Below are 15,735 nucleotides of genomic sequence, written 5' to 3' on the forward strand. Positions count from 1 at the left end.
TGAACTTTAAAGAAAGTTACTACGTTTCACTGACTTTACCCTGATCCGGGATGCGTTGATATCTCTTTTATATTTTTTAAAACCTGGTGCAAGATCCAAACAAGCTTTTTTAGGACTTACGCAAAATTATCCCAGCAAGGTCTCAGCGACGAAGACAGTACTGTAGTACATGGTCTTGGTAAATGCAGGAGCTGCAACGCTACGGGAAGATTTTGCGTAAGTTCTATTTTTCAAGCTTTGGTCAATAGCAAGGCCCTACACATTACCCCAGCACAAAATTCCGTGTCACTGCAGAATAAGCAGGAAAAGCACTGGCTCTGACGATGCAATCTTCCTTCGATTTCCATACGGTGATGGAATTAGGAAACTCTGAGTACAGCAGGTAACCATTGTCAGTAAAACCAAGAATGGTGTATTTGCCACCTCGTGAGCCATGGGTCAGGTAATGGGATGGACGGCCCTGCGTATCGATTTTACTCATCAGGGCGCGATCGTGTTGATCCCAGCCAGAAGTTACGTAGATATTGCCCTGGGCATCGCAAGCCATGCCATCTGATGGGCGATCCATTTTGTAAAAAACACTTCCTTCACCGCTCAGCTTGAATTTGCTGATGATGCCATCGCTTGAACAGACAATAATTTTGTCGCCCTGCAGACTCAGGCTTTGGGGTTTGGCAACGCTGACAAAATCGCGCACCCGCGCCTGCGGGTCGATCACCTTGATCGTATCCGAACCCCTGTCTGCGACGTAGATATTACCTGCACCGTCTATTGCCAACCCATTCGGATAGCGCAAACCGCTGGCAAAAGTCTTGACGCCATTGTCATCAATAATGCGTATGCTATGTGAACCAGAATCAGCAAAATACAGATTGCCTGCCGCATCAAAGGCGATGCCGCGTGGTGATTTTGCATCGGCCACGATAACCCGCAAACTGTCGCCACCGCCCAGATTGGTCTTGACGATGGCATTGAGCTCGGTGGCGCTGGTGTAGATAGCATTATTGGCGTGATGATTTTCCATATGGTCCTTGGGTGATGGTGTTGTTGGTGAGAATATCGGTGAGAATATCTGTGAGAACAGCGATGCAAACACATGCAGATAATATCGCAAATACTTGCTATCATGCTACGCTGCCATGCCTTTAAAATGATGGCCTGCCGATTTGCCAGCCATGCCTGAATTCGTCATCATCACCCAATCAAGCTATTGAAGCATGCGATAATCAATTACCGTTTCAGTCATATACGCCATGGATCCATCTGTGACAAAACCGCTCATCACTCGTCTATTTGGATTAGATATCTGCAATATGCGCTTTGCAGAAGCCAATCAGCATTTGCTGGATGTGGCCGTCAGTCGTGACCACCCCAGTCGAGTAGTGGTGACGCCAAATGTGGATCATATGACCAAGCTGGAATATGAACCTGCATTCAAGACCTTGTACGCCACTTCTGATTATATTTTTGCCGATGGCATGCCCATCGTCTGGGCCAGCAAGATGTGCGCCCTGCCCTTGCCGGAACGTGTGACAGGTGCGGATCTGTTCGTGTCGCTGTGCCGTGGCTGCGTAGAGAAAAATTTATCTATTTTTGTGCTGGGTGGCATGCCTGGGCAAGAAAGCCTGTTGCTGGAATCCTTCGCCAAAACTTACCCCGGACTAAAGCTTGATATTTTCTGCCCCTCCATGCAGTTTACTGCTGACGGTACGGAAAGTGATCTGGCAATTCAGCGTATACAAGCAGCGCAAGCAAATATCCTTTTCATTTGCCTGGGCATGCCCAAGCAGGAAAAACTGGCGTTTCGCTATCGCGAGCAATTTACTAGCGACAATGTACCGCTGATATTGTGCGTCGGTGCTGCCATGGAATTTGCGCTGGGGCAGAAAAAACGTGCGCCGCTATGGATGCAAAAGATAGGCATGGAATGGTTCTGGCGCCTGGCCAGTGAACCACGCCGTCTGTGGCAACGTTACACGACGCAAGCCTGGCGCTTTGTCGGACTCTTGCTGCGCGAGAGAAAAATACAAAAGCAGATGCGCTGAACCATCGATACAGGTAATCCCGGAACACAACAGGCTAGACGATAAAAAAACCGCGCAGTTTCTTGTCTGCGCGGTTTTTTTGGGGAGCTTATTTACTACTGAATTTACTACTGGTATTTACGCTACTTTTTTTGCATCAAAGAATTGTTCATCTTCTGTAGAACCATGCAAAGCTGTGGTGGAAGACTTGCCTTGCTGGATGGTTTGTGTGACTGCATCAAAGTAACCAGTACCAACTTCACGCTGGTGTTTAACGGCGGTAAAGCCTTTTTCTGCCGCTGCAAATTCAGCTTCTTGCAATTCAACGAAGGCAGACATCTGGCGACGGGCGTAGCCGTGGGCCAGGTTGAACATGCCGTAGTTCAATGCATGGAAACCTGCCAGTGTGATGAACTGGAATTTATAGCCCATTGCGCCCAGCTCCTTCTGGAATTTGGCGATGGTTGCATCGTCCAGGTTTTTCTTCCAGTTGAATGATGGGGAACAGTTATAAGACAGCAATTTGCCTGGGAACTTGGCATGGATAGCATCAGCAAATGCCTTGGCGAATTCGAGGTCAGGTTTGCCGGTTTCACACCAGATCAAATCTGCATATTCTGCATAAGCCAGGCCGCGTGAAATCGCTTGTTGCAGACCTGGTTTGGTTTTGTAGAAGCCTTCAACAGTACGCTCACCTGTGCAGAAAGGCTGGTCGTTGGGGTCCACATCAGAAGTCAGCAAATCAGCTGCTTCAGCATCGGTACGGGCCAGGATCACGGTGGATGTACCCATGATATCGGCAGCCAGACGTGCTGCGTTCAATTTTTCAATTGCTTCACGTGTAGGCACCAGGACCTTGCCGCCCATGTGGCCGCATTTTTTGACGGAAGCCAGTTGATCTTCAAAGTGAACGCCAGATGCGCCTGCTTCGATCATGGCTTTCATCAATTCAAAGGCATTCAATACCCCACCGAAACCGGCTTCCGCATCCGCCACGATAGGGGCGAAGAAGTCGATGTCGTCTTTACCTTCAGACCATTGAATCTGGTCAGCGCGTGTCAGTGTGTTGTTGATGCGTTTGACAACCAGTGGTACAGAATTGGCTGGATACAGGGATTGATCAGGATACATTTCGCCAGCAACATTGGCGTCACCTGCGACTTGCCATCCGGACAGGTAGATGGCTTTCAAACCAGCTTTTACCTGTTGCATAGCCTGGTTACCAGTCAGTGCACCCAGAGCATTGATGAAAGGCTCGTTGTTGACCAGATCCCACAGTTTGATCGCGCCGTTTTTGGCGATGGTGTGCTCAACCTTCATGGAACCACGCAGACGAACTACTTCTTCCGCCGTGTAGTTACGCTTGATACCGTTCCAGCGTGGATTGGTATCCCAGTCTTTTTGCAATTCTGCTACTTGTTGTGCGCGAGTTGTCATGTTTCTCTCCTGTGGGCAAATCAAATAAAAAAGTGAATCCGTTGAGAGAAATAATAGGGTATTTTTTGCGTAGCAACAAGGTCTTATATAAGACATATAACAAATATTTAATCGTTTAAAATCAAATACTTAAAATATGTTTTTTGCGATGTGAAATAACACCCCTTAGAATGAGAAAAATATTTTGTGCAGATACACAGTTTCATTTCACAATACGAAAAATGCTGCTCACATTATAAAATTCGGTAATTCAACTCGCTGCATAAAGAAAATTAAGTTTCAAAACGCCATTCAAAGCTGGAAATTTTCGATTCAAATTAGCGTGTTGACCTAGCTTTACTCCAGCACAATTTCATACCAGGGCGACGGATAATCAAATTCCAGCTCGAATCCACCCGTCTTTTGCCGGATGGCAGTGGGCGGCAGCGGTTTCATGCGGGCACCACTACCGTCGAGCGGAAACACTGTGATTTTTTTGCTGCTGGTGGCATGAAACAGTTTGACGGGGATACGCTCCAGCCAGACTGGGGCACTGCCATCCAATGCACCTGAAGGTTTGTTGGAGGTGGTGGTATCCGGCTCCAGCGTCCACCAGGCTTTTTGGCCATCGTAATTGACTAATTGTTTGGGGCGTTGCGGTATCACACCTGGCTGTGTCGTGGCTGTAGCACCAGACAGCACCAGCAGCAGGCGTCGGGAATTTTTCAAAGGCAGCGCATCGCGACTGGTCAGTAGCATGACCCCATACTGTCGGCCTTTTTCAGAAAACATCGGCAAAGTTTTGTCGATATCCAGGTTGACTGACAAACCAGACCGGGTACCAGCAAACATGCGTGCATAAGTGGTATCAGCAAATAGCCAGGGGCCAGACTGGTTATAGCGCAGTTGCCCGCCCGGGGCAGTCCACTGCGTATCTTCATCCATCCAGGCTTTTGCGTAATGCGCGCCAGGTGCAGGCACTGCCCCAGGTTTTGCCTGCAGGTCATGCCGCATACCCAGGCGCGAGAAAAATGCATGCTTGTATTCCAACCCGTATTGCGACTGCAAATACCCAGGGAAGCCGGTACCGCTGACACCATCACGCATAGCCCCCAACAATTGCCGGGTCTCCAAAGGCAGATTAATGGTGATCTGCTCGGGCAGCGGGCGTATCTGATATTGGCGGAATAATGCCGAGGCTATCCCTGTCGTCACCAGCTGCCCGGCATGTCCGCTCAGACCGAAGCTATCAGGCACCGACAACCAGCGATCACCATCGATATAGTGAAAGAGAAATAGCCCGTCCCAATCCTGGGCTGCGGCAAATGCACTCATCACCGGCAAAATTTCTGCCGACTGGCGATTCGGGTAAGCCTGGTTAAATTCACTGATCACAAAAGGCTTGCGCAAGTCACGTACGTAAGCGCGCTGCAATAGTCCTTGCCAGCCATCACGCAACACCGATTCATCACGGATGCGCCAATCGTTCCGGTCCCAAGCTTTGTGAGGAAAATCATAGTGATCGACATAGAAATGCTCATCCACATAATCCATATGCTGCTGTGCATCCGCCATGGCGATGCCGCCAAAATACATTTGCGTTCCCGTCAATGGCACCAGATCACCCAGTTCTTGCCGTATGGTTTTACGCATCACGGTCAGGTATTGCATATCCATGTCGGACAGATAACGGACATAATCCAGCACCCGGCGGCCATTTCCTTCTTTGTGCGGCCGGTATTGCTGTTGCAAGGCAGATGGCGTGGCATAACCCAGCCTGGTCATTACCCTGCTGGCGAAACGCTGCAGGCGGGCAAACCAGCCTTCACCATATTCCAGCACATTGGCTTCGGATGATTTGACGTTGATGATGCCTTTCCTGGGCAAGGAACAACTATCCCAGACTGCGCAAGCCTGTTCAGCACTGCCATATTGGCGCAATACCCATTTTTGCCAGTTTTGCTGCAACTGGCGTTCATATTCACCGGTCAGGGTATCGAGTTGCTTGCGCTGCCATGCGCCCAGCAGTGACGACTCATTGTTGATTTCTATCATGGCCAGGGCTGGGTCGTCCTTTAACTCCAGCCGTCGCAATAACTGCTGCACGTATTCCGCCTGCAGGCTGATCATGCGCGGTTCGAACAAATGCATGGGGTGGCTGGCAAAGGGCATCTGTTCACCCGGCGTCATGGGTGTCACCTGATCCACCGCGGGCCGGAACTGGTAACCCACATGCAAATTCAGATTCACGTACAAGCCTTCGGCCTTCAGGGCATTGATGAAGACGCGCAGGCGCAGCAAGGCGGCTTCATTGAAACTGGGGAAAGCGGCTGTCGTCAAAATACCCCGTGGCTGTTCCTGGCTGTCACTGAGTACGGTATCCAGGTGATGCAGGCGCACTGCATTGAATCCCAGTCTGCGCAAACGCTGAGCTATTCTGACTGCATCCTTTTCTTCAGGGAAATTGGCCGCATTGGCCAAACTGATACCGAACAGGCGCACGCGACTATCATCCCGGGTGCCTTGCTTAACATCATGTCCAAGGCGAAAAAAATGATTGCCCTTGACGTACAGCCGGTCCCCTGCTTCCAGCGCATGGTTCATGCCACCAAAATCGACGACGCCAGATAAACTGTCTTCATTCACTTCAAAGGGATACCAGGACAATTCCCCCGCTCTGGCAGAAACAGCAATGACCCACCATGCCAGCAGAAAAGCCAACAAACGCAGCATAGGATGAGCAAGAGAACGGGCAGGAAATGGAAAATACTTCATAGTTTGGGTCGCAACTGACATGGTAACCATTAGAATTAGGACTTACGCAAAATTATCCCGGCAAGGTGTAACGACGAAGACAGTACTTTAGTACAAGGTCTTAGTATCAGGGAGCAGCAACGTAGCAGGGACGACTTTGCGTAAGTCCTAAGAATATCGCACAAACACATGACATCATGTATTGAGAAATGCAAAATTTGCCTGTACTGCCATCCAGCCTGAACCAGTTGGAAACACATATCGTCAAGCTGATGATCATTCTGTTCGTCATTTTCTCTCTGCTGCCATATGGCCTTTCCTGGGATTACACGGGTGCCTCTGCCGTCACGATGGAAGGCTCGCTCACCACCAAATTGCAATGGGGTAGCCTGTTTATTCTGGCAACCGGCATTCTTTACCGCCATTTGCCAGAAGCCCTGAAAGACATACGCGCCATGAACCCCTTCCTGGCACTGGTTCTGATATGGTGCCTGGCTTCCAGCCTGTGGTCACCGCTGTCGGCGACCACCTTCAAGCGGGCCATACAGCTGTATGGCCTGGTGATGATAGGTTTCAGCGTGCAATTGGCCGCCCGTCCCTTGCAACTGATGGTCAATTATGTGCTCTACACCTTGTCGGGCTTGCTGATACTGTCGTTTTTCATGGCGATTGCTGTTCCCAGCATCGGTGTGGATTACGAGCTGGGGGGAGCCTGGCGTGGTGCCCTGTCACAAAAAAATGAGTTGGGCCAGATTGCAGCACTCAGCATTTTGCTGTGGCAAATCAAGTCGTGCATAGAAAAAGTCGGCATACGCAATCTGGCTTTGGGCCTGTTATTTTCTTTTTTTATGCTGGTCATGAGCAAAAGCTCCACCAGCATGATTATTACCATGCTGACCACGGGTATGTTCCACCTGTTGCGCAGACGCCATATTTCATCTTCCTATTCACTGACGCGCGCCATCCTGGTCATTGTTTGCCTGTTGACTATTGCCGTCTATATTTTTTTCATGCAAGAATCACGCATGCCTACCTGGCAAGAAGCCGCATCCCCCATTGCCGGCCTGTTTGGCAAAGGCACGGACCTGACTGGCCGCACCGATATCTGGCAACTGGTGTGGCTGGAAATCAACAAGCATTACCTCATGGGTCTGGGTTATGGCGCTTTCTGGCTGGGACCGGACAGCCTGTCGCAATTTGTGATTGATGCACTGCACTGGATACCCTTGCAGTCACACAATGGTTATCTGGACATCCTCAATGAACAAGGCCTGATCGGTTTGATACTGGTTATACTGACACTGCTGACACAGGCCGGCTTTCTGGTGACCCTGGCCCGCCTTGACCGCCAGCAGGCAGCATTCTGGTCTGCCATGCTGACCGTGGTGGTGGTGACCAATTTCACCGAAAGCAGCCTGTTCCGTGGCTTTGTGTTCCAGAACGTGTTTTTCATCTTTAGCCTGATCGCTGTCAGCTCTGCCACACGAAGATTGAAGCAGGCCCAAGCTGGATCAGCTTAGCAGCTTGCGCCCCATCGCCTGGAAGTTCTGCTCGATATAGCGGTAAGACAGATGCGACAACAACCAGGAAAATACCGTCACCACCAACAAGCGTACCAGGATAGAGGCTTCTGGCATATACCAGGCCACCACGCCAATCACCAGCCAGTGGTACAAATACAGGGAATAACTGATCCTGCCCACATACACGACCGGTGGCCATTGCAGGAAACGGTTGAAGTAATTACCTGAAAACACCAGCGTCGCAAACATCAGGAACAGGGCAATACCTTGCAGGGAATACCGAAGCGATTCGCGAAATTCTTCACCACGAATGGCAAGGCTGATCAACATGATGACCGCCCCCGCAGCGAAGCTGAGCCAGGTATTCAGGCGTGCAAATAGCCGGGGATAACGGGCCAGCACCAAGGACAGGCAGACGCCATACAGAATCGAATCGGCACGGGTATCTGTCGCTGTATAAATCCGGTAATGCGGCAGATGATCCAAACCTATGCCATACACCAGATAGCTGCGCCAGACCAGCATCGCCAGTAAAATCGCGGCGATGACACCCAGAAAACGCCTGGGGGTACCAGCAAAGATCATGAAAAGAAAGGGGAACACAAAATAGAAATGCTCTTCCACCGCCAGTGACCAGGTGATGGCCAGGGGTTGCTTGATCAGTTCACCACTGAATGTGGAAAAAATACCATAGTAGTTCGCAAAATACAGGAACACCGCTGCTGGCTCTGTCCATGTCCAGACATCCCCAACCAGCGACATCAAGGTCACCGACACAGCTACAAACAACAACAAGGCTGGTGTCAGTCGAAACAGCCTGCGCACATAGAAGCGGCGTATACTGATACTGCCATTTGCATCCCATTCCGATAACATGAGTCTGGTGATAATGAAGCCGCTGATAAAAAAGAAAATCGTGACGCCCAGGCCACCCGGCACGACATGGCCAAAGCCGGCATGCGAGAAAAAAACCATGGCAATGGAAATCGCGCGCAAACCATCGAGCGCCTGCAAGCGATGCTGGGAATGTGCACTCATGACTGGCCTGCCCCAGGCTGGCTACCATAGGCATGCGAAGACTTGCCCCAGAAATAACTGAGCTTACCCAGTTGGGACACAGCAATTCTCAACCAGGCAAATGTTTTCAATGGCTTGACAGGCAAATACAGCAACGCGAACAGCAATGCCAAAACAAACTGCACACAGGCACGGCCACTCAACAGGATGGCTGCACGCAGTCTTTTCATGCCAGACAGCATCGCCAGTTCGGTACGGATAAACAATTGCCCGGTGCGATAAGAACGCTGCAGCAGCCATTTCGCGGTTGCCCGTTCTGCCGGAATAGTTTCACTGGCCGGTGCTTCATCACACCACACCATGACCGCTTCCATCGCATCCAGCCGCCGGAACAGCATAGTATCTTCACCGCCAGTGGTACCAAAGGCTGGGTCGAACGGGCCCACGCCTCCCTGCTGACTGGCCGTCAATCGCTGCAGCAAGGCATGCCGTACCAGCACGTTGCCGCTGCGGGCGTCGCGGTGGTCAATACGGGTGCCGGTAGGCAAGCGCCGACGGTCAAAATAAGCACCCCGGCGTATCCAGTCTGGCGTGGTTTCTGCATAATCGGGCAATACCGGCGCAAACACCACATCGGCATTGTGCGCAAGTTGTACGGCCAGCAATTGCTGCAACCAGGTGTGCACTGGCACTTCATCATCGTCTATCATGACGATCCAGTCACCCTTTGCTGCGGCAACGGCTGCATTGCGGGCCAGGGAAATATTGGGGTTGGCGAGATTCACGATGGTCAGGCTGTTGCCAAACAGCAGACCCATTTCTGCCAGTACGGCCGATGCAGATTGTGCAGGATCATTGTCGACAACGATAACTTCAACGCTGTGCCCTGCCGCCTGTTCCCAGATCGCCTGCAGCAAACGGCGCAGCAAAACTGGTCGCTTGTAGGTGCAAATACAAATACTCAGATCAGTCATGAGATTTACTGTTTGCGTCGGAACATGCGGGATACCAGGCGATACATCCAGGAAAAAGGTGCCATGCCAGATGCCCCATCATCCTCGTGCTGATTGTAGATCGTACCCAATACTTCGACGCCAGCTGCCAGCATATCCGCCTTGGTCTGGCGCAGTTCATCGATATAGGTATGGTCTGCGCGCGCCAGCAGCAAGACACTGCCGGTCTGGTGGGCGACCATCTGGGCATCGGAAGCTTTTGACGCCGCATGGGTATCAATTACAAAGGCGTCAAACTGATCGCTGCAAGATTCCAGCAATTCACGGATGCGCGGTGCCCGCAAAATCTCCAGCGGATTGGGCGGTTGCGGCCCTGCTGGCAGCAAATGCAGGCTGGGCATGAGTTGAATCAATGCATCGGCAAGACTGATGCGGCCCGCCAGCACGGATGAAAGACCATCTGGCTTGCCCAGTGAAAAACATTCGTGCAGGCTGCCACCGCGCAAATCGGCATCGATCAGCAAGGTACGTTTGCCCACTTGTGACAGGGCAATCGCCAGGCTGGCAGCCATATAGCTTTTACCATCCCCCCTGGCGGCGCTGACCATGGCCAGTTTGATTTTTTCCTGGCCGCTGAATTTCAATAGCAATTCACTGCGTAGGCGCCGGATTTCTTCGGCTTCTTTGCTAAAGGGGAAATAAAAGAATTTCAGCGAAGGGTCGGCACTGCCATTCATCAGGCTTTTGGTCGAATAGCCAAATTGCTCACCCAGTGCCTGGTCCAGTTGCGCCTGGGTCAGATAACCCAGCGCCAGGGCAGCATCGCCAAAGCGCAGCTTTTTTTCTTTTTGGAGTTGCGCGACCTGGTCGATCTGCTCAGGTGTGAGCAAGCCTTTTTGCAAAAAAAGTTCGCCCAGTCGTCCTATCTTGGATGCATTCTGCACCTGGGTTTCAGCTTCACGCATGCATGCCTCGCCCAAGCTGTTGTCCTTGGCTGTCACTACCGCTCAATTTTTCGTCAAACCCTATTTTCGCCATCACCGGCTCGTCAAATTCACGTTCCAAATCTTCCAGGCAGCGCACGCGCCGGTTCATCAGTTCCAGCAAGAATGCCAGGCCGAAACCAAAGACCACACCAGCCAGCAAGCCGAACACCAGGTTGTTACGCAGCAAAGGCTTGGCGTGTTTTTCCGGCACTTCTGCCCATTGCATGACAGAGGCATTGGAAATCGCCACGTTACTGGTCATCAGCAATTCATCAAATTTTTGTATCGCGGCATTGTAAATTTTTTGTACGCTATCGAGCTGTCGTTGATATGAACTGATGACATCCCTGTGTTTTTTATTTTCAAAGGTCTTTTTCTGATAGTTGGCAATGTCAGCCTCGATGACTTTTTCCTGCTGTGCCAGACGACCTTCGGTAGCACCCAGCATTTCGAAAGCCGTAGAAGATTCTTTTTTCAGTTTATCCATCAGGGCCTGACGCTCATCCTGGATGGCGATATATTTCGGATGACGTGCGCCGAGCGTGATCTTGGCATTTGCCATTTGCGCATCAAGGGAAATCAATGCTGCCTTGAGACCGGAAATATGCCCTATGCCAGCGATTTCGGGGATATCTGATTCAGGATTGCCCTGCTTCACCAGTTTTTCCAGTGATTGCCGCTTGGCCTGCGCCTCTTCCCGCTGCAACTGTACATCGACCAGGCGCACGCTGAGGGCATTCATTTGCTTCGATTCGAGGTCAGCTCTTTCATCGACATCCACGATCTGATATTGCTGCTGATAGGCAGTGAGTTTCTTTTGCAACTCATCAATCTGGCGGCTCATGGATTCCAGTTGCGCATTGTATTGATCGCGCCTGGCCCTGGCGGGCGCGTTCATCATTTCCAGCGATAAATCGATATAAGCCTTGACCACGGCATTGGCAACCTCCTTGGCATGCTTGGGGTCACTGGACGAATACTGGATTTCGATCACGCGGCTGTTTTTATGCGGGGCGACATCGGTATTCCTGACGATGGATTCAGCCAGCGCCCGCAGCCCGCGCTGCTCACCATAACGGAGGACAAGTTTCCTGCCATCGGGTGTTGCCTGCAAGCCCAGTACCTGTATCACTCTTTCGGCAACCTGCACGCTCTTGATGACATCAAACTGGGTCTGCAAATAACTTTCATCCTGCATGGGGTGAAACTGGCGGCCGCTGATCGGGTCATTCATGCGGTAATCAATGAAGATGTCAGCACTCGCCACATAAGTCTTGGGCAGCAACAAACTGGCAACGAACGCAGCGGCCACCGCCACCACCATGACAAACGCGATCAATAACTGACGCGCACGCAGCATGGCCCCGATCTGGGCAAAGGACAGTACCAACTCACTGGGGGATGTTCTCATCATGCGCTTTAGAATATCCGTTCGTTGATAAACACGACATCACCCGGCAACACGCCATCCATAATACTGGCCGCCACCTCGCGCACTTCGCCACCCGGCATTTTGCGATAAATGATAATGCGCCGTACCGAGCCTCTGTCCGTCACGCCACCACCTATGGACAGGACGCGCATGACGTTCAAATCTTCTTCCATCGGGTACATGCCGGGCTTGCGCACCTCGCCATACACATAAAAGTTCTTGATCTGGGGTACGAAGAGCACGTCGTTGGGCTGGATTTTCTGCGCCAGCTCGGGGGCGAGCCTGACCGCATCCAGTTCCAGTTTGATCGATGAATATTCACGCAATTCTGACGCTGGCTTGCCAGGGTCACGGCGCAGGATGCGCAAGCTTTTCTCGGCTTTTTGCGACACGCCGCCGGCCAGGCTCAACGCTTCCAGTATGCTGATTTGCCCCTGCAAGGGGTAGCGCCCCGGGCGCAGAACTTCACCCAGCACAGAAAAAGTTCTGCTAAGCTGCTGTATCACCTTGATGGAAACCTTGGGATTTTTTATGTATTGTCCCTGCTCCAGCTTCTTGGAAAACATGGCAGCGATTTCCGTTGCGGTCCGCCCTTTTACCTCAACTGTCCCCACCAGGGGCAAGGTAATCACACCACTTTCGCCGACTGTGACATCTGCAGTCAGATCAGGCTGGCCAAATACGGTAATCAATAACTGGTCACCTTCACCAATAACGTCACTGGCGGCTTCAGGCGGCACATCTGTGGCAGAAATCACTACCGGCGGATTTTTATCTGCCTGCGGCAACTGCAACAAACGATTTTCCAACTTCAGGCCTGTGGCAGATTCAGACACACTTTCCTGCGCCATTGCCGCTGTGGCCAAGGCAACTGTCAACACTGCGGCGACTACTCGACAGACCGTTATTTGACGAAAATCAGAAAAAATGGACCAAATTGGCATCATGCATTCAAGCTTTTACATAAAGAACTTCATTTTATATTGCAATAGTAAGAATAGATGCAAATTTTTGTCAGGACAACAAAACTCAAGCCAGGACTGGTATATCGCCTATATTGATATTGTCATTTAATAACAAAAATTAACCTTTGTTGAATTGTGAGCAACTCAAAGCTACGTTAACATCCACTTAAAAGCCGGAAAGATAAACCATATGCACACACCAAGTCCCACCTCATCAAGCAATGCCGACAGGGTAGTCCCCCTGGTCATTATTGCGCCCGTACGTGATGAGGCAGACTTGATCAGACTGACCCTGGATTCCATGGTGGCACAGACTGTCAAACCGGTGGAATGGATCATTGTCGATGATGGCTCACAGGACGGTACCGCAGACATCGTGCGTGAGTATGCAGAAAAACACAGCTTTATCCGGCTGGTGCAGCGCCCTGACCGTGGTTTCCGCAAGGTTGGCGGTGGCGTTGTCGCTGCCTTTAAATTTGGTATCACGCAGATCCAGCATCAGGAATATGAATATATCGCCAAACTGGATGGCGACATGTCGTTTGGCCCGCACTACCTGGAATTGATGTTTGAACAATTTGCGCAAAACCCGAAACTGGCAGCCGTATCCGGCAAGGTCTTCCGTGAAGAAGACGGGCAAAAAATCGAAGAACACATCATAGACGAGCATGTGGCCGGACAATTCAAACTATACCGCCGGGTCGCATTTGAAGAAATCGGCGGTTTTGTCGAAGAAGTGCTGTGGGATGGCATAGATGTCCACACTGCCCGCATGAAGGGCTGGACTACCCTCAGCTTTTTAGACAGCAATGCCATACTCATGCATCACCGCTTGATGGGCTCTTCAGACAAGAATGTGTATCGTGGCCGCCTGCGCTGGGGGCGTGGTATCTGGTTCATGGGTTACCACCCGTTGTATGCATTGGCATCCGGTGTGTTTCGCATGCGTGAAAAACCCTTTGTGATCGGCGGCCTGCTGATTATCGCCGGCTATATCGGCGCGGCCATCAAGGGTACGCCGCGCTACGACAATCTGGAATTCCGACAGCATCTGCATCGCTGGCAACTGGGGCAAATCAAGAACCTGTTTTTCAAGCGCAAGAGTTGATCAGGGAGTGGGCCTGATAGTCCCGATAGTCATCAGCAGTTTTACCCTCTACCGATCTTGCGACCTCGACTGAATTGATTCAATATCACCGATAACACTGGCATCCATGGTTAATGCGTCATCAGCTTCAAATCCCTCACAACCAGCGCAGCTTTTGACGGCGCTGACAGGTATCACCTTTGCTGCGACCATTTACCTGACGCTGTTTGCCATCATCATTTATTCCGAACATGCCGATCCGGACATCTTTGGCGTACGCATGCTGATCGCCACGCTGGCCAGTGTCATCGTGTTTTCCAGCCATCGGATGCTCAATACCCTGCAAGAAAAACGTCTGCTGACGATTTTCCCCAGCATTGCCGGCCGCTGGTTCGTGGTTTTCATGATCGTCGTACTGAGTGCCTATGTCGATAAAACCTCGGAACAACTATCACGCACCGTCATGCTGACCTGGTTGCTGGCCACGCCTTTCAGCCTCACCTGCACCGCCGTGTTCATGCGCAGCATCGCAGTGATTTATTATTCGAATCCAACCCGACGACGCAAGGCGGTACTGATCTGGTCCAATTCTGCCTGCGCAGACCTGGTCGATTCTTTACGCAGGACCCCTTTGGCGGCGATTGATGTGGTCGGTTTTTTTGATAACAGAAATGAATCCCGCCCCCCCAGCAACCTGAGGCGGCTGGGTGACTTGAGCGAAGCCACAGACTGGATCGTAGACCCTGAAACCGGTCATGTGAATGTCGATGTCGTTTTCATAGGCATGAATACCAAGGAACCGCCAGAACTGGCCGAAATTATCGCGGTACTGGAAGATAGCACCGTGTCCACCTATTTTGTGCCCGAATCGCTGATCTTTGGCATGCCCGGCATACAACTGCGTGAGCTGGCGGGTCGCCCGGTACTGGCATCGACCGAAACCCCTTTCATCGGGCTGGCGGCGTTGCCGAAACGCCTGCTGGATTTGTTTGGCTCGCTGGTAGGACTGATCTTGCTGTCGCCTATACTGCTGATGATAGCCATAGGCGTGAAACTGGGGTCACCTGGACCGGCACTGTTCAAACAAAAACGCTACGGCATTGCCGGACGCCCCATCAATGTGTATAAATTCCGCAGCATGCGCCAGACCTCGCCAGATGCGCCAGTGATACAGGCAAAGGCAGGTGATCCGCGCGTCACTCCGTTTGGACGTTTCTTGCGCCGCACGTCCCTGGATGAACTGCCGCAGTTATTCAATGTCCTGCGTGGTGAAATGAGCCTGGTGGGGCCACGTCCGCATGCCATCGAGCACAATGAACTGTACCGCAAACTGGTCAGTGGTTATATGTTCCGTCATAAAATCAAACCCGGCATCACCGGCTGGGCGCAGGTCAACGGCTTGCGTGGCGAAACAGAGACGCTGGAAAAAATGGAAGAACGTATCGACTATGACCTGTACTACATACAGCACTGGTCAATCTGGCTGGATATCGTGATTATCTGGCGCACCTTGAAAGTGGTACTAGGCGATAAAAACGCGTATTGAGCTAGGGAACCTCTGATTAAGCTACTGCGCGA

12 protein-coding genes are annotated in these 15,735 nt (G+C 51.4%); 4 read left to right on the forward strand and 8 right to left on the reverse strand.

What is annotated here, in order from left to right; genetic code table 11:
- Positions 1-262 precede the first annotated feature (262 nt).
- Positions 263-1,024: a hypothetical protein gene (locus ACO0LM_RS16085; protein WP_423038283.1), complete on the reverse strand. Its 762-nt coding sequence runs from the start codon at positions 1,022-1,024 to the stop codon at positions 263-265.
- 241 nt (positions 1,025-1,265) lie between these two features.
- Between ACO0LM_RS16085 and ACO0LM_RS16090 the strand changes: the two genes are divergently transcribed.
- On the forward strand, positions 1,266-2,045 hold the full coding sequence (locus ACO0LM_RS16090) for a WecB/TagA/CpsF family glycosyltransferase (RefSeq protein ID WP_423038284.1): 780 nt from the start codon (positions 1,266-1,268) through the stop codon (positions 2,043-2,045).
- A gap of 117 nt (positions 2,046-2,162) precedes the next feature.
- Here the strand turns inward: ACO0LM_RS16090 and aceA are convergent, their stop codons facing one another.
- Positions 2,163-3,461, reverse strand: coding sequence for an isocitrate lyase (aceA, locus tag ACO0LM_RS16095; RefSeq protein ID WP_423038285.1), 1,299 nt, complete (start codon positions 3,459-3,461; stop codon positions 2,163-2,165).
- A 336-nt stretch (positions 3,462-3,797) separates the two neighbouring features.
- Positions 3,798-6,173 (reverse strand): hypothetical protein, encoded by a 2,376-nt coding sequence (locus ACO0LM_RS16100; RefSeq protein WP_423038286.1) that lies wholly within the window; start codon positions 6,171-6,173, stop codon positions 3,798-3,800.
- 230 nt (positions 6,174-6,403) lie between these two features.
- On the opposite strand from ACO0LM_RS16100, the gene ACO0LM_RS16105 reads away from it, so the two are divergent.
- A complete protein-coding gene (locus ACO0LM_RS16105; protein WP_423038287.1) occupies positions 6,404-7,714 on the forward strand; it encodes an O-antigen ligase family protein in 1,311 nt (436 codons plus the stop codon).
- Here ACO0LM_RS16105 and ACO0LM_RS16110 read toward each other — a convergent pair.
- Genes ACO0LM_RS16110 through ACO0LM_RS16130 form a run of 5 tightly spaced genes read right to left on the reverse strand, consistent with a single transcriptional unit; the run spans position 7,706 to position 12,971 of the window.
- Positions 7,706-8,755, reverse strand: coding sequence for an acyltransferase family protein (locus tag ACO0LM_RS16110; RefSeq protein ID WP_423038288.1), 1,050 nt, complete (start codon positions 8,753-8,755; stop codon positions 7,706-7,708). The two genes, ACO0LM_RS16105 and ACO0LM_RS16110, sit on opposite strands and share 9 nt — an antisense overlap.
- Positions 8,752-9,708, reverse strand: coding sequence for a glycosyltransferase family 2 protein (locus ACO0LM_RS16115; protein ID WP_423038289.1), 957 nt, complete (start codon positions 9,706-9,708; stop codon positions 8,752-8,754). Before ACO0LM_RS16115 ends, ACO0LM_RS16110 begins: the two co-directional genes overlap by 4 nt.
- Before the next feature lie 5 nt (positions 9,709-9,713).
- Positions 9,714-10,652 (reverse strand): polysaccharide biosynthesis tyrosine autokinase, encoded by a 939-nt coding sequence (locus ACO0LM_RS16120; protein ID WP_423038290.1) that lies wholly within the window; start codon positions 10,650-10,652, stop codon positions 9,714-9,716.
- A complete protein-coding gene (locus ACO0LM_RS16125; protein ID WP_423038291.1) occupies positions 10,645-12,087 on the reverse strand; it encodes a Wzz/FepE/Etk N-terminal domain-containing protein in 1,443 nt (480 codons plus the stop codon). Before ACO0LM_RS16125 ends, ACO0LM_RS16120 begins: the two co-directional genes overlap by 8 nt.
- A gap of 5 nt (positions 12,088-12,092) precedes the next feature.
- On the reverse strand, positions 12,093-12,971 hold the full coding sequence (locus ACO0LM_RS16130) for a polysaccharide biosynthesis/export family protein (protein WP_423038292.1): 879 nt from the start codon (positions 12,969-12,971) through the stop codon (positions 12,093-12,095).
- Between the two features lie 289 nt (positions 12,972-13,260).
- Between ACO0LM_RS16130 and ACO0LM_RS16135 the strand changes: the two genes are divergently transcribed.
- Together ACO0LM_RS16135 and ACO0LM_RS16140 are read left to right on the forward strand one after the other, a co-directional pair.
- Positions 13,261-14,178, forward strand: a complete 918-nt coding sequence (locus ACO0LM_RS16135) for a glycosyltransferase (RefSeq protein ID WP_423038293.1) — start codon at positions 13,261-13,263, stop codon at positions 14,176-14,178.
- Positions 14,179-14,332: 154 nt separating this feature from the next.
- Positions 14,333-15,703, forward strand: coding sequence for an undecaprenyl-phosphate glucose phosphotransferase (locus ACO0LM_RS16140; protein ID WP_422987584.1), 1,371 nt, complete (start codon positions 14,333-14,335; stop codon positions 15,701-15,703).
- Positions 15,704-15,735 lie beyond the last annotated feature (32 nt).

The sequence above is a fragment of the Undibacterium sp. Di26W genome, assembly GCF_049340265.1.
In the GTDB taxonomy this organism is placed as follows: Bacteria; Pseudomonadota; Gammaproteobacteria; order Burkholderiales; family Burkholderiaceae_D; genus Undibacterium.